Raw genomic sequence first — 16,899 nt, forward strand, 5'->3', positions numbered from 1 at the left:
TACACTCCTGTCCAAAAATCCATTATTTAACCGCTGGTAACTCGCGGGTTTGGTAGTCGGCTTGAATGCTTCGATTGAGCACAGGGTCATGCAAAGCCATGCGGAATTTTGGCGTGTTACGCACCCCACCAATGGCCGCGAAGGTGCCGCACAACATAGCACTACCATTTTCCAATTTGGCTTTTTCAATAAGTTCGCTAAGAGGGCGAATGGCCGCCAACTTACCGCTTTGATACAGTGTCCAACCTTCTCCTTCATCCACCCAAGATTGCATTTCAATCTGGTCTAGATGGTCTTCTACCTCAGCCAAGGGCCATAGCTCGGTTGCCACAGGTTTTGGGCAAACCTGCTTCGAAAAGGCCACCGAATGAGCTTCCAATTCACGGTCCGTATGATCCGAGCCTAACCCCAACCAAAAGCCGTCTTCTGCTTTAATGATCAATGGCTCGACCTCACCAGAAGAATCACCACCAACAACCTCAACCATAGGCTGCTGAGTCAACAGCAGATTCGAAGCACGATAATACAGGGGGACAGTGGAAGGAGGAGCGACACCCAGCTCCGCCAGCTCATCGATATGCTCTTGTACCGCATGCTGATCTCGTGCCGTCCAACCCGCAACCACAAGGTGATTGATCAAAAATTCTTTTGCTACGCCATTAATTGTAAAAAGCATACTCTTCCTTAAAAATTATCAGGTAAATACAAGGCTAAATTTGGAAAGGCGATCAATAGGAACACCATTAACAACATGATCAATACATAAGGAATACTGCCGAGAATAACGTCCATCATGTTGCCATTCTTACGAGCAGAGTTCACCACATAAAGATTGAGTCCGACCGGTGGTGTGATCAATGCCATTTCCACCAATATGATCATCAAAATACCAAACCAAATGGTGTCGTAACCCATTTGTGCAATGATCGGCACCACAATCGGAATGGTGGCCACCATCAAAGATAAGGTTTCAATAAAGAAGCCTAATACTATGTAAGTGAGGATGATCACCAACAAGGTAGCTGTGGCGCTCAGACCAAGCCCTTGCAATAGATCCTGCAATGCTCTGCCCACACCCGCTGCGGTGAGAGCAAAGTTCAGGACATAAGCGCCGATGACTACCAGCATGATCATAGAGGTGATCTTCACTGTGCCTACTAAGCTGCTAATGAGCATTTCTTTCGACAAGGCTTGGTAAGCCAGCGCGATGATTAAGGAGATCAAGACCCCAATCGCTGCCGCCTCCGTCGGGGTTGCCCAGCCCATGTAGATAGATCCCACCACACTGATAAATAAGAATAAAATCGGTGTTAAGGATTTCAGCGCGATGATTTTTTGACGCCAACTACTGTGCTGTTTTGGCCCCCCTAATTTCGGGTAAACAACACACAAGACTATGGTGGCTAACATAAACAACAAAGCCATCATGATGCCCGGCACAATACCGGCCAAAAACAACTTAGGTATGGAGCTTTCGGTCAAAAATCCATAAACAATCAAATTGATCGAAGGAGGAATCAGGATGCCTAGGGTGCCCCCTGCCGCGATAGAACCTGTGAATAATCTAGGGTCATAGCCCAGTTTTTCCGCTTGTGGCGTTGCTACAGTAGCGACAGTTGCAGCCGTCGCAACGGACGAGCCTGAGGTTGCAGAAAACATGGTCGCAGTGGCGATATTGGCATGAATCAAGCCGCCTGGCAGCCAAGATACCCAAGCATTTAACGCGCCGTAAGTGCGTTGTGCTACGCCACTGCGCAGTAGGATTTCGCCGATCAAGACAAAAAATGGCACTGCGATCAAGGTCGGGTTATTCGATGATGACCATACCACCTGTCCCAAGCCTCGCATGAGAGGAAAAGGACTGAAAAAACTGTCCACCCCAAAGGCCAATAAAAATAACACTATGCCAACAGGAATGGATAACGCCAGTAAGCCAAGCAGCCCCATTGAAGTAAATAAGATCATTGCTCGTCTCCTGTACCTATGGTTTCGTCCACAACCTGATGACGACCCTGTAACACTAGCAACACAGAGAGAATCAATAACACAGAGGACGACAGGGCAAACCAGATCCAGCCTGCGAACCAAATACTTTGCGGAATATACAAAGGAACCTCTAATGCTGTATTAGATAGGGCTCCGCTCTTAAGGGTTTTGGTCAATACAGGCCATGCTCGATAGGCCACATAAATCGCCACATAGGAAAGAGACGCTAGGGCGATTAAGTCATACAGGGAGCGCATTTTATCGCCACCTTTTTCACGCAGTAAATCAATACGTACATGAGCCTTAGCCGTTAAAGCAAAACAAACACCCCAGCTGGTCACCGCGGCCATCACGTACCCAGATATTTCTTCGGAGCCACTGAAGGCGACACCAAATTCTCTAAGCACAATATCAACAAGAATGATGGCAATGCAGGCTAGCAAAGCTAGACCTGCGGTTACCGCCACTCCATTATTTATTCCTTTCAGAATAGAAATAATGCGAGTCATTTGAATTAACCTTATTGAGCCGAGATTTGTAAACCAGCGACTTTACCGACGCTCATATTCCAGCGGTTTGTCCATTCTTCCCCTGCACGATCCGCCCATTCAGGTAGTACCTTGCTGCTCAAAATTTCTTTCGCCTTAGCGACATCCTGCGCCGCAGGTTCCACCAACACTAGGCTACGCTTGTCGCCTCTGCTACAAACGCCATTCCCTGTTAAACAAGCAATGTCTTCTTGCAGTGCACCTTCTGCTGCCGCCCAAGCAGGCGCCTCAAACTCTTCTGTCACTGAGGTGGCAATAAGCTCTTGATCGGTGCTGCTTAGATCATTCCACTTGTCTAAATTGATCGCAGTGACCACAGGGTCCCAGCCACCAAGCGGCAAGGTCATTAGATGAGTGGTCACTTCCCACCAACCCGCACTGTAACCAGAACCCGCACCGGTTACGGCACAGTCAATTACCCCACGCTGAAGCGCACCTGGTACTTCACCAAAAGCAATGTTGACACTTTGAGCATCCAAGGCTTCAAGGAATTTAGCCGTCATACGACCTGATGCACGGATTTTCAAACCCGCTAAATCATCAAGATTACTGACGGGAGCATTACAAAATACAACTTGTGGCGGGTAAGGCACGATGGCCAATACTTTGGCGTTGAAAGTATCTTGATAGATGGATTCGATCATTGGGCGCGCGGCTTCAACCAGGGTTTTAGCTTCGGCTGCTGTGGTCGCAAGTAACGGTACATCAAGGCCCTCTAGGGCCGGAGCATCAGCAACGGCATAATCTGCCACTGTCATACCGATATCGAACACGCCATCTCCTAGCATACGGAAGACATCGCCACCGCCAATGCCCATTTGATCATGGGTGGTCATCGCGACTTCAAACTCACCATTACTTTTTGCAGGAATAGTCTGATTCCAAAAGGGCTGCTCAAATTGCTTATGCAGTGGCAAACTACTCCAGCTACCTACCACAGACAGCATTTCGCTAGCGCTAGCCTGAGTAGACAATGTGGCCGCCAAAACAGAAGTGGCTAGAAAACTTCTCGAATTCATTTTAGTCATCATGTTCTCTTCCTGTAATTTTCAGTTTGTTTAATGTCTCAACTCTCACCCAATGTAATTATTAGCCCCTATTTTTAGGGCTTGAATTCAGTGTCGAATTTAAACATGATAATGTCAATTCGTAATATTTTATCAATTGTGATCATATTTTTTGATCACATAGAATCCTGTTCACACGGTCAAGAGGACAAAAGTAATGAACTTTGATCAACTCAAGACCTTTTTGTGGGTCGCCAAATTAGGTGGTGTTCGACGTGCCGCCAGTGAGATGAACCTCTCTCAACCGGCCATTTCTGCTCGCATTAGCGCGCTGGAAGATGAACTTGGAGTAACCCTTTTTGAACGCCAAAAAACCGGTGTCGCCTTAACCAAAGAAGGACTCTTACTACGTGCTCACGCTGAAAAAATAGAGTCCTACATGGAACAGGTAAAAGACGAACTCACCCCGAGTGATGAAGTAAAAGGGGTGATTCGTATCGGTGTGGCAGAAACAATTGCCCAGTCTTGGCTGTCCGATTTTCTGAGTGCCTTGCGAAAACTCTACCCAAAACTAGTGGTAGAACTTTCCGTGGATATCACGGTGAATTTAAAAGACCAACTGTTATCTCACCATTTGGATTTGGCCTTTTTAATGGGCCCATTGGCAGAAGGAAATGTTGAAAATGTGGCGCTTCCCACTTTTAAATTGGCTTGGTTCTGTAGTGTCAATGAAGACTCACCTCACCCCTCTACCTCACCCATTATGTCCTTTTCACGTATTTCTCGCCCTTATCAAAATCTCATCTCTGAGCTCATGCACAGATACGGTTCTGTGGGTCAAATTTTTCCCTCCACCTCCTTGTCCACCAGCTTCGAAATGGTGGCATCTGGCATAGGCATTGGCGCACTGCCGACTCAGTTAGCCCAGCGTTTTATCAAGGATAAACGCATCAAAACCTTTAACCCGGGCTGGCGACCAAAAGATTTACTCTTTACTGCTTCATACCTTAACGACCCAAGGTCGGAAATCGTCCATAAAAGCGCTTTATTAGCCGCTAACATTGCCCAACAATATGCAAAACAAAAAGATGTGATTTGATGTCATGCCCCCAGCATAGGCAGATGCTTGCGGTGTTTATAGGTCAGTGCCAACTGAATACAGTGAGCTAATTCTGGACGTTTAAAGTCATAGTCTAGAGGCATAACCAAGGCTCGATTGCCCTCATAAGTAAACGCCTCGGGATACAATTCTCGGTAGGTGGCCACCAGCTTGGTTTGACAATGCACATAGAAGTAAAGTCGATCTTCATGATCACTCTGCCAGTCAAGTCTGATACTGGTACCGGTTTTTACCCCATAACTTAACTGCCCCCACTTTAGGGACTCTTCGACTGGCCCACATTGATTCTCTTGTGCAATTTTCCCTATTAAATCCCTAAGCTGAGACAGCTTTCCAGTGATCGGCACAGGGTAACTGGTCAGTTTTTCAGATATTTCGTCCATCATTTCATGCTTCCTATGCCCCGCCATTAGTAGTATTCGCTATAGGCATACGTCATTTGACGTATACCTAAGGGTCATTCAGCGAATACTTTTTTGCGCATCGTTATTCAATACTAGCACCACGTTAGCAAATTCACTTTAGATAACAGATAGGAAGACTCAACCATGAAAGTAAAGACGTTAGTTTCCGCAATTGCTTTATCCGGTGCGACTCTAGTTGCCCTACCATCTTTCGCCGCCGATACCATTAAAGTAGGGGTTCTACACTCCCTATCAGGCACCATGGCGATCTCTGAAACAACCTTAAAAGACACTGTCTTGATGATGGTTGAAGAGCAAAACAAAAAAGGTGGATTACTAGGTAAACAACTTGAAGCGGTTGTTGTTGACCCTGCTTCTAACTGGCCTTTGTTCGCTGAAAAAGGTCGTGAGTTGCTAACCCAAGATAAAGTAGATGTTATCTTTGGTAGCTGGACATCTGTTTCTCGTAAATCTGTACTGCCAGTGCTTGAAGAGCTAAACGGCTTGATGTTCTACCCAGTACAGTATGAAGGTGAAGAATCTTCTAAAAACGTTTTCTACACTGGCGCAGCGCCAAACCAACAAGCCATCCCTGCTGTTGATTACCTAATGGATGAATTAGGTGTAGAGCGTTTCGTTCTTGCCGGTACAGACTATGTTTACCCACGTACCACCAACAAAATCCTTGAAGCTTACTTGAAAGCGAAAGGTGTGGCTGGCGAAGACATCATGATCAACTACACACCGTTTGGTCATTCAGACTGGCAGTCGATTGTTTCTGATGTGAAGAAATTTGGTAGTGAAGGTAAGAAAACCGCGGTTGTTTCCACTATTAATGGTGATGCCAACGTACCTTTCTACAAAGAGCTTGGTAACCAAGGCATTTCTTCTGAAGACATTCCAGTGGTCGCCTTCTCGGTTGGTGAAGAAGAACTTTCTGGCTTAGACACCACCCCTCTTGTTGGTCACCTTGCTGCTTGGAACTACTTCCAAAGTGTCGAAAGCGATGCTAACGATGAGTTCATCACCCAATGGAAGGCTTACACTAAAAACCCTGATCGTGTAACCAATGACCCAATGGAAGCGACTTACATCGGTTTCAACATGTGGGTAAATGCGGTGAAAGATGCCGGCACCACGGATGTGGATGCAGTTGAACAAGCCATGATTGGTCAAGAAACCCCTAACCTAACTGGCGGCATCGCCGTGATGAACAAAAACCACCACTTGAGCAAGCCAGTTCTGATTGGTGAAATCCAAGACGACGGTCAATTTGAAGTCGTTTGGGAAACCGATGGTGTTGTACCAGGTGATGCTTGGTCTGACTTCTTGCCAGGCTCGAAAGACCTTATCTCTGATTGGACAGCGCCAATTAAGTGCGGTAACTACAATACCAAAACGAAAGCGTGTTCAGGCCAGAACTACTAAGTTTTTAGCAAGCTTTCGCTTGTTAACTTAGCATTTTCCCAGTGTTGATATTTACCCCCTGCTGACACCTAGCAGGGGGAGTTTTTTAAAACGAAACTCAACCCAGATTATTCACGATAACTTCTTTTCAGAACCCTTTTTGTGACCTCTTGCTCATCAAGTTTGGCAATTTATGGATAGCAAGTAATGACTAAAAATCGCCTTTTAAAGAATTGCGTAACCTCTCATTCGCGACATGGAGTATGACCTTGAGACATTTAATTGCACTTTGTTGCTGTCTTTTTGGACTCTTATCTTTTTCAGCCCATAGCGCTGATGCAGCCCCGACAGATACCTTACTGACAGAGCTTGCAGGCGCCAAACTGAAAGATATGGCCCCCATTTTAGAACAGCTAGCAAACAATGAAGGAGAAGCCATCCTGCCGCTTTTCCATACCTTACTGGGTGGTGATCTTTACTACATCAGAAAAGACAACAGCCTAGTGGAGCAGTTCGATGATCAGGGCACTACCTTGTATCGAGATGTTTTCAACCAAACCCTTGTGGCAGATCTTGGCAAGCGGGATGTCAAAAAAATACGTGTAAACAACACCTTACGTGGTTACTTGCGTAATGCCATCGCCCAAATCCAACTCACGGCGGCCTCGCCTTTAGTGCGTGAATCCGCAGTGAGAGAGCTGCTGTCTAAACTCGACGACAAGACAGTTGCCGTTTTAGAAAACCTTTATCCAAAAGAGCAAAACGCTAAGGTAAAAGATGCCATGGCACTCGCTTTAGCCATGCACACCGCCAGCTCAACTCAAATGAGTGTGTCTCAGCGCTTAACCGCTATTGAGCGATTGTCCACCAGCCTAGAAGGGGATGTGCGTAATGCTTTGACCAAACTGGTCAAAGACGACAACCCAGATGTGGTAGAAAGTGCGACCTTAGCACTTGAAAAAATTGCCCAACGGGCAGAACGCTTTGCCTTTATTGACCAATTATTTTTCGGCTTGAGCCTTGGTTCTGTACTGCTGTTAGCGTCCATTGGCTTGGCGATTACCTTTGGTGTTATGGGCGTGATCAACATGGCCCATGGTGAAATGATCATGCTTGGGGCCTACACCACTTATGTGGTTCAGCTAATCATGCCCAATTACATCGACCTTTCCATTTGGGTCGCCATTCCAGCAGCTTTTCTCGTGTCTGGTTTAATGGGGGTGTTGATCGAGCGCTTGGTGATTCGCCATCTGCACGGTCGTCCTCTAGAAACCCTGCTGGCCACCTTTGGTATCAGTTTAATTCTGCAACAACTCGTGCGCACCATTTTCTCACCCCTTAACCGTCAGGTGTCTACCCCTAGCTGGATGAGTGGTTCATGGGAAATCAACCCTGTGTTGTCACTTACCCTAAACCGTTTGTACATTTTAGCCTTCGCGCTATTGGTCTTTATCGCCTTGGTGATCATCCTTAAGAAAACCTCACTGGGCCTTAACGTTCGTGCCGTCTCGCAAAACCGTAATATGGCCAAAGCCATGGGGGTCAAAACCCATTGGGTAGACGCCATGACTTTCGGTCTAGGATCAGGCATTGCCGGTATCGCTGGTGTGGCCCTTAGTCAACTAACTAATGTGGGACCCAACCTAGGCCAAGCCTACATCATAGATTCTTTCATGGTGGTGGTGTTTGGTGGTGTAGGTAACTTATTAGGAACATTAGTAGCCGCATTCTCACTGGGTATTGCGACGAAATTTTTGGAGCCGACCACTGGCGCCGTGTTGGCCGCCATTATTGTCTTGGTGTTCATTATTCTCTTTATCCAAAAACGTCCTAAAGGACTCTTTCCACAAAAAGGGAGGGCGGCAGAATGACACGTCTCACTCAATGGTTTTCAGAAGGCCGCTCGACGGGCAAACATACCCTGCCATTCGTGGTTATTTTATTGGCGGTCAGCTTATTGGCCAGTGCTGCCAACCTGTTTTTACCCGCTGACTCAGCACTTTATGTGAGCACCTATACCATTACTCTTTTGGGTAAGTATCTGTGTTATGCCATGTTGGCCTTAGCGGTGGATATTATTTGGGGTTATTGCGGCATTCTTAGCCTAGGTCATGGTGCGTTTTTCGCCCTCGGCGGCTATGCCATGGGCATGTACCTAATGCGTCAAATCGGTGACCGTGGTGTATACGGCAACCCGTTACTACCAGATTTTATGGTGTTCTTAGATTGGCAAGAGTTGCCTTGGTTCTGGCTAGGCATGGATCAATTTTGGTTTGCCATGATCATGGCGGTTGCCGTTCCAGGTTTGCTGGCCTTTGTGTTCGGTTGGTTGGCGTTCCGCTCCCGAGTCACTGGGGTGTATTTGTCCATCATGACCCAAGCCCTGACTTATGCCCTACTACTGGCTTTCTTCCGTAATGAAATGGGCTTTGGTGGTAACAATGGCTTAACCGACTTTAAAGAGATTTTGGGCTTTGACCTGCAAGCAGACAACACCCGTGTCAGCTTGTTTATGATCACAGCTTTCTTACTGGCGATTATCTTTGTCATCAGCCAACGTATCTTGGCATCGCGCTTTGGCAAAGTGGTGTTAGCGATCCGTGATGCCGAAGCGCGCTCACGCTTTATCGGCTACCGCACCGACCGCTACAAGGTCTGGCTGTTTGTTTACTCGGCGGTCATCGCAGGCATTGCTGGGGCTCTGTATGTGCCTCAAGTTGGCATCATTAACCCAGGCGAATTCTCCCCGATTAACTCCATAGAGATGGTCATTTGGGTGGCTGTTGGGGGACGTGGCACCTTGATCGGAGCTGTGATTGGCGCCATCTTAGTGAACTATGCCAAAACCCGTTTCACTGCGATCTTACCGGACGCTTGGTTATTCGCATTAGGGGCTATGTTTGTACTAGTGACCCTGTACTTACCCAAAGGACTCATGGGCTTATATGAAAAAATGATGGCTAAACGCCGTCCACAAGGCAGTAAGGAGTCGCAAGCATGAGCACTCTCAACAATACCGTTGAAAATTTTCGTTCCACTTTCCGTCGTGACCAAGTTTGGCCTTTCTTAGCGCCAACACAGAGCGCGGTCAACGTGGACAACCAGATGATCCTCTACGTTGAAGACTTGAACTTAAGTTTTGATGGTTTCAAAGCCCTAAACAACTTAAACCTATACGTTAATGACGGTGAGCTACGCTGTCTTATCGGTGCCAACGGCGCGGGTAAAACCACCCTAATGGACGTAATTACCGGTAAAACCCAGTGTGATTCGGGCACAGTTTTCTTCGGGCAAAACCATAATTTGCTCAACAAGGACGAAGCGGAAATTGCCCAGCTGGGCATTGGCCGTAAGTTTCAAAAACCGACGGTTTTTGAAGAACAAACCGTGTTTGATAATTTAGAGTTGTCACTGAAAACCGATAAAGGGGTATTACCCACTCTGTTTTCTCGCTTAACCCCCACACAGATTGATCGCATTGATGAAGTACTGAAAATCATTGGTTTGGCAGACCATCGCTTCATGTTGGCAGGGGCGTTATCCCACGGTCAAAAACAGTGGTTAGAAATTGGCATGCTACTGGCCGCTGACCCTCGTCTGTTACTGATTGATGAGCCTGTGGCAGGTATGACAGCCCAAGAAACCGAACGCACCGCAGAGCTACTTACCTCTTTAGCAGGGGAACGCACTGTGATTGTGGTGGAGCACGATATGGAATTTGTCCGCAGCATCGCCCGTACTGTCACAGTTTTGCACCAAGGTTCCGTTCTAGCAGAAGGCACCATGGATCAAATCCAAAGCAACAAAGACGTCATTGAAGTCTACCTAGGCGAAGAAGCGGCAAGTGAAGGAGCGAAAGCATGATTTCTATCAATAATGTCGACCAACTGTACGGTGGCACGCAAATTTTATGGGGCTTAGACTTAGACATCGAGCCCGGCTCCATTACTTGCATTATGGGCCGTAACGGGGTGGGCAAAACCACCCTACTAAAAGCCATTATGGGCTTGCTGCCGATAAAAAGTGGTGAAATCACTATGGAAGGCCAAACCCTTAACAAGCAAAGTGCGGAAAAACGCGCCTACTCTGGTATTGGTTATGTGCCTCAAGGGCGAGACATTTTCCCTATGCTCACGGTGGAAGAAAACCTGCGTATTGGCTTGCCCGTACGCGGCAAACGCACCAAGGATTCACCCAAAGAGATTCCTGAAAAAATCTTTGAGCTGTTCCCAGTGTTAAAAGATATGCTACATCGTCGTGGTGGTGATTTATCCGGTGGTCAGCAACAGCAATTGGCCATTGGCCGAGCGCTAGTGCTTGAACCGAAAGTGTTGATTTTGGATGAGCCAAATGAAGGTATTCAGCCGAATATCGTCAAACAAATTGGCGATGTTATTCTGAAATTAAACGCCGAAGAAGGACTAACTGTGATCCTAGTGGAGCAAAAACTTGGCTTTGCTCGTCGTGTCGGTAAAGAGTTCCGTTTAATGGAAAAAGGCCGCATTGTGGCCTCAGATAAAATGGAAAAGCTCGATGATGACTTGATTAAACAATACTTGGCGGTTTAATTTAATGAGATTCATGGCAAATTAAACCACTGCGAGGCAAACAAAGCTCCCCTATGACAGACCAAAGTAACCTCGCCCTGTGCCCCATAGAGACGCCCACAAGTGCCACTGATAAGCCGACAAAAAGTACTTTAACCGTGCTTTCGCCTTCTCAGTGGCAAGCCTTTTTAACCCTAGGCATCAGCAAAACACCTCGTGGTAGTGTTCTGAAAACCTGTGACCACAAGGGCCCTTTATACGTGCAAAAAGCCTTTTACCCTGAAGGCAAAGACACCGCCCATATTTATTTATTACACCCACCGGGCGGCTTAGTGTCTGGAGATGAGCTCACCATTACGGCGAACCTTGACGCCAATACCCATGCGCTTATCACCACCCCAGGCGCGGGTCGTGTTTACCGAGCCCGAGAAGATAAAACCCTTCAACACCAGATCACCTGTTTAAATGTCGAGCAAAACGCCATTATGGAATGGCTGCCACAAGAAACCATCTTGTACCCTAATGCTCACACCCGCTTAGAAAACCGTATTAATCTTGCAGCAGGCGCCAAATTTATTGGTTGGGAAATCACCTGTTTTGGGCTACCTGCTAACCAATTAGATTTTGCCCAAGGCCAAGCTGAGCAAGGTTTTGAGATCCGCCAGCAAGGTCAATTAAAAGTACGAGAGCGACTCATCGTCGATCAATCTACGCCCTCGGTGTTAAACAGTAAAGCGGGCATGAATGGCTTACCTATCAATGGTTTGATGGTGGCAGGGCCTTTTGCAGAGCCAGCCGCTTTGGAGCCATTAATCGACGCCTTACGTGAACTTTGCCAAGTCCATAACGCTCTATGCGGTGTGACCTTGGTGGAAGAGTATTTACTGGTACGTAGCTTGCACAGTGATTCAGAACAAATGAAGCAATTGTTCAGCCAGTGTTGGCGCTTAATACGCCCAAAACTTATTGATAAACAAGCTTGCGAACCGAGAATTTGGGCCACCTAGATAACAGCCTAGGTCCCCAGAATTATTGCCAAAATTAAGAGAAGTAAAAGGGTACATACTATGGAATTGCTGCCAAGAGAAAAAGATAAACTACTGGTCTTCACGGCTGCCCTACTTGCCGAACGTCGCCTTAATCGCGGCTTGAAACTGAACTACCCAGAAGCCATGGCGTACATCACCATGGAAATTATCGAAGGTGCACGAGATGGTAAAACCGTCGCCGAATTAATGAGTTATGGCAAAACCCTGCTCAGCGCTGAGCAAGTCATGGAGGGCGTCGCTGATCTTATTCATGAAGTTCAAGTGGAAGCCACCTTCCCGGACGGCACCAAGCTTGTCACCGTCCACCACCCTATTAACTAAGCCCAAGGAGACAGTCATGACCCCAGGTGAAATTCAGGTTGCTGAGGGCGTTATTGAATTAAATGTTGGCCGCGAAACACGACGTATCAGAGTCGAAAACACCGGTGACCGGCCAGTACAAATTGGCTCCCATTACCACTTTTATGAAGTCAATCCAGCCTTGTCTTTTGACCGTGAACTGAGCAAAGGTTTTCGATTAAACATTGCCTCAGGCACAGCAGTACGTTTTGAACCCGGCCAAGGTCGCGAAGTAGAACTGGTCGAATACGCAGGCAGTAAAACCATCTATGGTTTCCGTGGTGAAATCATGGGCAAACTCGACGCTAATACAGGAGACGATCAATGAGCGAATCCAACAAACCCAACAGCGCCCAGATGGATCGTCAAAGTTATGCGCAAATGTTTGGCCCCACCACAGGTGACCGAGTCCGTCTTGGAGATACCGACCTGTGGATTCAGGTAGAAAAAGACTTCACCACCTATGGGGACGAAGTAAAGTTTGGCGGCGGTAAAGTGATTCGTGACGGCATGGGACAAAGCCAAGTCACCAATGATATTGCCGTAGATCTGGTCATCACCAATGCCCTGGTACTGGATCATTGGGGCATAGTGAAAGGCGATGTGGGCGTAAAAGATGGCCGCATTTTTAAAGTCGGTAAAGCCGGTAACCCAGACGTTCAAGACAATGTGGATATTATTATTGGCCCAGGTACAGAAGTGATTGCTGGTGAGGGATCGATTCTAACAGCGGGCGGTATCGACGCTCACATTCACTTTATTTGCCCACAACAGATCGAAGAAGCCCTCACCTCTGGGGTCACCACAATGATAGGCGGCGGTACTGGCCCAGCCACAGGTACTAATGCCACCACCTGTACTTCGGGTCCCTGGTATCTGGGCAAAATGATGCAAGCGACCGATAGCATGCCCATGAACCTAGGCTTTCTCGGGAAAGGCAATGCCAGCTTACCCGAAGCCTTAGAAGAACAGCTTGAAGCCGGTGCGTTTGGTTTGAAGCTTCACGAAGATTGGGGCACCACGCCCGCCTCAATTGATTGCTGCCTAAGCGTGGCAGAAAAATACGATGTACAAGTGGCCATTCACACCGACACACTCAATGAATCTGGGTTTGTGGACAGTACACTGGATGCCTTCAAAGACAGGGTAATACACACCTACCACACAGAAGGAGCTGGCGGTGGCCATGCGCCAGACATTATTCAGGCTTGTTCTAATCCCAATGTCTTGCCATCTTCCACCAACCCGACTCGCCCTTACACCCACAATACGGTGGATGAGCATCTAGACATGTTGATGGTCTGTCACCATTTGGACAGCAATATCCCTGAGGATGTGGCCTTTGCAGATTCTCGTATCCGTAAAGAAACCATTGCCGCGGAAGACATTCTCCATGACCGTGGTGCTTTCAGTATGATTTCTTCCGACTCTCAAGCTATGGGCCGTGTGGGAGAAGTGGTGACCCGAACTTGGCAAACCGCCCACAAGATGAAGCAGCAATTTGGCCTGCTCGCAGAAGATCAAGAACTGGGAGCAGATAACTTCCGTGCTCGTCGATACATTGCCAAATACACCATTAACCCAGCCATTGCCCACGGTGTGAGCCATGAAATTGGCTCCATTGAACCGGGTAAATTGGCAGATCTAGTATTATGGAAACCCGCTTTTTTCGCGGTAAAACCTTCCATGATCATTAAAGGCGGTATGATTGCCAGCGCTCCTATGGGTGACCCAAACGCCTCTATTCCAACACCGCAACCTGTGCATTATCGCCCTATGTTTGGGGCTTTTGGTAAAGCGGCCGCAGCTACTTCATTGACCTTTGTCTGTGAAGCAGCATTACACAATGGTTTGAAAGAGAAGCTTGGCTTAGAGCGCACGTTAGTGGCCTGTAAAAACACCCGTAACATTTCTAAATTGGATATGGTGCACAACAACTGGCTACCAAACATTAGTGTCGACCCGCAAACCTACGAGGTGCGTGCCGATGGTGAGCTGCTCACCTGTGAACCCGCCAAGACCTTACCTCTGGCTCAGCTTTACACTTTATTTTAGGACGACACATTATGTTAGACATTTACCAGCGCTTGGGCTGTCATTGCCACGAGCCTGTTTACACCAAGGTAGTGCTTAGCCATGAACAAAGAGAGCGTGGTCGCTTAAAGTTGGTGGGCACCAATAACGAAGAAGTGCGAGTGTTTCTAGAACGAGGCAAACCTCTATTGGTGGGCGAATACCTAAAATCTGAATGCGGCAAAATTGTCCAAGTAGAAGGGGCGGTGGAAAGTGTCGCTCACGCCAGCTGCGATGATTGGGAAAACTTTTCCAAAGCCTGCTATCACTTAGGCAACCGCCATACCAAGATTCAAATTGGTGAGCGTTGGCTGCGCATCAAACCCGACCATGTGCTGGAAGAAATGCTGCATTTGTTAGGTTTGGTCATTAGCCACGAAGAAGCTGTTTTTATTCCCGAGTCAGGAGCCTATAGCCATGGTCATCACAGCCACGGATAGCAACCTGTTACGACTGTTACAGCTTAGTAGTGTGAGCTTGCCCGTGGGGGGCTATGCCTTTTCCCAAGGGATGGAATATGCCATTGATCGAGGCTGGGTAAAAAATCAGCAAGAGGTAGAAGATTGGGTTAGCGTTCAATTGCATCAATCCCTTGCGCGAGTGGATTTGCCCACTTTGAGGTTATGCCTAGAAGCTTGCCAAGGCCAGTCAAGTGAGCGCCTAGGGGAACTTAACCAGCTGGTGTTAGCCTGTCGGGAAACGAAAGAACTGCGCTTGAACGACACCGCTATGGGGGAAGCCCTATCTCGACTCATGCAGAGTTTGGACATACCTTCACCCTTCACCCGTAGCCAAGATGTCAGCTTTGTTTGCCTGTTCGCACTGGTTTGCCACCATTGGCAAATTCCATTTGAATTGGCGGCACTAGGTTTTACTTGGTCTTGGTTAGAAAATCAGGTAGCTGCCGCCACCAAACTGGTGCCATTAGGTCAAACCCAAGCCCAACAGTTATTAGGCACGTTACAACTTGATATTAATGAGGCGATCAGTCTGTCGCAAAGTATCACAGAAGACAGAGTCGGTGCGGGTTTACCCAGCATTGCGATAGCCAGCTCATTACATGAAACACAATATTCGCGACTGTTTCGCTCTTAATGCGTCTCGACGAACACCCAATTTTGTATAAGGAACACACTATGAGTAAACCAAAACAAACTTTACGCGTTGGCGTTGGCGGCCCAGTTGGGTCAGGAAAAACCGCCCTGTTGCGCTCTTTATGCTCAGCGTTACGCGATTATTATAATATCGCCGTGGTTACCAATGATATTTACACCCAAGAAGACGCCAAATTCTTAACCGCCCACCAAGCCCTAGATGCAGACCGCATTCTGGGTGTCGAGACAGGTGGCTGCCCCCATACGGCAATTCGTGAAGACGCCTCCATGAACCTAGCTGCTATCGATCAATTGCTGGCTCGTCATGGGGAACTTGACGTAGTGTTTGTGGAAAGTGGTGGTGATAACCTCAGCGCGACCTTTAGTCCAGAACTGTCCGATCTCACCATTTACGTGATCGATGTGTCAGCGGGGGACAAGATTCCACGCAAAGGTGGGCCGGGTATTACTAAGTCCGATCTATTGATTATCAACAAAACAGATCTAGCCCCTTTGGTCGGAGCATCCTTAGAGGTTATGGACCGCGATGCAAAAATGATGCGCGGCGATCGCCCTTTTGTTTTTTCCAACCTGAAAAAAGCTGAAGGCTTGGACCAAATCATTCAATTTATCATCCGTGAAGGTATGTTAGAATCCAAAGCTATTCCAGCCGCAAGAGCGGTGGTTTAAATAAGTACGTTTTTTTATTTATTTTTAGGAGATTACACATGCGTCTACATACGCTAAAACTAAGCCTTGTGGCTTTAATTACCGCCCTACCCGCTCTTGTATTTGCTCACGCCGGCCATGATCACACGTCCAGCTTCATGACAGGTTTCTTGCACCCAATGGGTGGCTTTGATCACCTATTGGCCATGTTTGCTGTCGGCCTTTGGGCTGCAAGCCTTGGTGGTCGCGCTGTATTAGCTGTGCCTATGGCTTTCGTTGCCACCATGTTGCTTGGTGGTGGCCTAGCAGTTGCTGGCATGGCCGTGCCTTTCATTGAGCAAGGTATCTTGTTGTCCGTGATTGTGATGGGGGCTTTGTTGGTAGGTGCTGCACGCTTCCCTGCGATTATCTGCGCAGCCATTGCGGGTGTCTTTGCCCTGTTCCATGGTGCCGCTCACGGCCTAGAAATGCCTTTAAACGCTAACGGCATGGAGTATGCCGCAGGCTTCGCACTTGCTACGATTGCGCTACACCTTGTTGGTCTTGGCTTTGGACAAGTGTTTGCTCGTCTACAAACACCAATGATTTCTCGTCTAGTCGGCAGTATCATTGCCATTGCTGGCGTGGTTATGTCTATCGCATAACAGCACCAAGCT

At 47.6% G+C, this 16,899-nt stretch carries 19 protein-coding genes; 14 read left to right on the plus strand and 5 right to left on the minus strand.

Annotated elements, in window-relative coordinates; all coding sequences use genetic code 11:
* Nucleotides 1-22: 22 nt before the first annotated feature.
* Genes ACUM5Y_RS13400 through ACUM5Y_RS13415 form a run of 4 tightly spaced genes read right to left on the minus strand, consistent with a single transcriptional unit; the run spans nucleotide 23 to nucleotide 3,565 of the window.
* Nucleotides 23-676: a DUF2848 domain-containing protein gene (locus tag ACUM5Y_RS13400; RefSeq protein ID WP_445977386.1), complete on the minus strand. Its 654-nt coding sequence runs from the start codon at nucleotides 674-676 to the stop codon at nucleotides 23-25.
* An 8-nt stretch (nucleotides 677-684) separates the two neighbouring features.
* Nucleotides 685-1,965, minus strand: coding sequence for a TRAP transporter large permease (locus ACUM5Y_RS13405; protein ID WP_445977387.1), 1,281 nt, complete (start codon nucleotides 1,963-1,965; stop codon nucleotides 685-687).
* Complete coding sequence (locus tag ACUM5Y_RS13410; RefSeq protein WP_445977388.1) at nucleotides 1,962-2,495, minus strand: TRAP transporter small permease subunit; 534 nt, start codon at nucleotides 2,493-2,495, stop codon at nucleotides 1,962-1,964. The genes ACUM5Y_RS13405 and ACUM5Y_RS13410 overlap by 4 nt, the downstream gene beginning before the upstream one ends.
* An 11-nt stretch (nucleotides 2,496-2,506) precedes the next feature.
* Nucleotides 2,507-3,565, minus strand: a complete 1,059-nt coding sequence (locus tag ACUM5Y_RS13415) for a TRAP transporter substrate-binding protein (protein ID WP_445977389.1) — start codon at nucleotides 3,563-3,565, stop codon at nucleotides 2,507-2,509.
* Nucleotides 3,566-3,758: 193 nt separating this feature from the next.
* Between ACUM5Y_RS13415 and ACUM5Y_RS13420 the strand changes: the two genes are divergently transcribed.
* Nucleotides 3,759-4,640: a LysR family transcriptional regulator gene (locus ACUM5Y_RS13420; RefSeq protein ID WP_445977390.1), complete on the plus strand. Its 882-nt coding sequence runs from the start codon at nucleotides 3,759-3,761 to the stop codon at nucleotides 4,638-4,640.
* A 2-nt stretch (nucleotides 4,641-4,642) separates the two neighbouring features.
* Here the strand turns inward: ACUM5Y_RS13420 and ACUM5Y_RS13425 are convergent, their stop codons facing one another.
* A complete protein-coding gene (locus tag ACUM5Y_RS13425; protein ID WP_445977391.1) occupies nucleotides 4,643-5,047 on the minus strand; it encodes a DUF1801 domain-containing protein in 405 nt (134 codons plus the stop codon).
* A 162-nt stretch (nucleotides 5,048-5,209) separates the two neighbouring features.
* Here ACUM5Y_RS13425 and urtA point away from each other — a divergent pair, with 162 nt between their 5' ends.
* The 13 genes from urtA to ACUM5Y_RS13490 all read left to right on the plus strand — a co-directional run bounded on the left by urtA (nucleotide 5,210) and on the right by ACUM5Y_RS13490 (nucleotide 16,887).
* Nucleotides 5,210-6,493: an urea ABC transporter substrate-binding protein gene (gene urtA, locus ACUM5Y_RS13430; RefSeq protein WP_445977392.1), complete on the plus strand. Its 1,284-nt coding sequence runs from the start codon at nucleotides 5,210-5,212 to the stop codon at nucleotides 6,491-6,493.
* Between the two features lie 242 nt (nucleotides 6,494-6,735).
* On the plus strand, nucleotides 6,736-8,343 hold the full coding sequence (gene urtB, locus ACUM5Y_RS13435) for an urea ABC transporter permease subunit UrtB (protein ID WP_445977393.1): 1,608 nt from the start codon (nucleotides 6,736-6,738) through the stop codon (nucleotides 8,341-8,343).
* Entirely contained in the window at nucleotides 8,340-9,473 is a 1,134-nt protein-coding gene (gene urtC / locus ACUM5Y_RS13440; protein WP_445977394.1) for an urea ABC transporter permease subunit UrtC, read from the plus strand. Before urtB ends, urtC begins: the two co-directional genes overlap by 4 nt.
* Nucleotides 9,470-10,336 carry an urea ABC transporter ATP-binding protein UrtD gene (gene urtD / locus ACUM5Y_RS13445; protein ID WP_445977395.1) on the plus strand — a complete coding sequence of 289 codons (867 nt, stop codon included), beginning with the start codon at nucleotides 9,470-9,472 and terminating at the stop codon, nucleotides 10,334-10,336. Before urtC ends, urtD begins: the two co-directional genes overlap by 4 nt.
* A complete protein-coding gene (urtE, locus tag ACUM5Y_RS13450) occupies nucleotides 10,333-11,040 on the plus strand; it encodes an urea ABC transporter ATP-binding subunit UrtE (RefSeq protein ID WP_445977396.1) in 708 nt (235 codons plus the stop codon). The genes urtD and urtE overlap by 4 nt, the downstream gene beginning before the upstream one ends.
* Before the next feature lie 53 nt (nucleotides 11,041-11,093).
* On the plus strand, nucleotides 11,094-12,026 hold the full coding sequence (locus ACUM5Y_RS13455) for an urease accessory protein UreD (RefSeq protein ID WP_445977397.1): 933 nt from the start codon (nucleotides 11,094-11,096) through the stop codon (nucleotides 12,024-12,026).
* Nucleotides 12,027-12,086: 60 nt separating this feature from the next.
* A complete protein-coding gene (locus tag ACUM5Y_RS13460) occupies nucleotides 12,087-12,389 on the plus strand; it encodes an urease subunit gamma (RefSeq protein WP_445977398.1) in 303 nt (100 codons plus the stop codon).
* A gap of 16 nt (nucleotides 12,390-12,405) precedes the next feature.
* The gene (locus tag ACUM5Y_RS13465) at nucleotides 12,406-12,735 is read left to right on the plus strand and encodes an urease subunit beta (RefSeq protein ID WP_445977399.1); all 330 of its coding nucleotides are present in this window, start codon (nucleotides 12,406-12,408) and stop codon (nucleotides 12,733-12,735) included.
* Nucleotides 12,732-14,462: an urease subunit alpha gene (ureC, locus tag ACUM5Y_RS13470; RefSeq protein ID WP_445977400.1), complete on the plus strand. Its 1,731-nt coding sequence runs from the start codon at nucleotides 12,732-12,734 to the stop codon at nucleotides 14,460-14,462. Before ACUM5Y_RS13465 ends, ureC begins: the two co-directional genes overlap by 4 nt.
* Nucleotides 14,463-14,473: 11 nt before the next feature.
* Nucleotides 14,474-14,920 carry an urease accessory protein UreE gene (locus tag ACUM5Y_RS13475; protein ID WP_445977401.1) on the plus strand — a complete coding sequence of 149 codons (447 nt, stop codon included), beginning with the start codon at nucleotides 14,474-14,476 and terminating at the stop codon, nucleotides 14,918-14,920.
* Nucleotides 14,898-15,575, plus strand: a complete 678-nt coding sequence (locus ACUM5Y_RS13480) for an urease accessory protein UreF (RefSeq protein ID WP_445977402.1) — start codon at nucleotides 14,898-14,900, stop codon at nucleotides 15,573-15,575. Before ACUM5Y_RS13475 ends, ACUM5Y_RS13480 begins: the two co-directional genes overlap by 23 nt.
* Before the next feature lie 41 nt (nucleotides 15,576-15,616).
* Entirely contained in the window at nucleotides 15,617-16,264 is a 648-nt protein-coding gene (gene ureG, locus ACUM5Y_RS13485; protein ID WP_445977403.1) for an urease accessory protein UreG, read from the plus strand.
* A gap of 38 nt (nucleotides 16,265-16,302) precedes the next feature.
* Complete coding sequence (locus ACUM5Y_RS13490; protein ID WP_445977404.1) at nucleotides 16,303-16,887, plus strand: HupE/UreJ family protein; 585 nt, start codon at nucleotides 16,303-16,305, stop codon at nucleotides 16,885-16,887.
* Nucleotides 16,888-16,899: the final 12 nt, after the last annotated feature.

This window comes from Marinomonas dokdonensis (assembly GCF_052747885.1).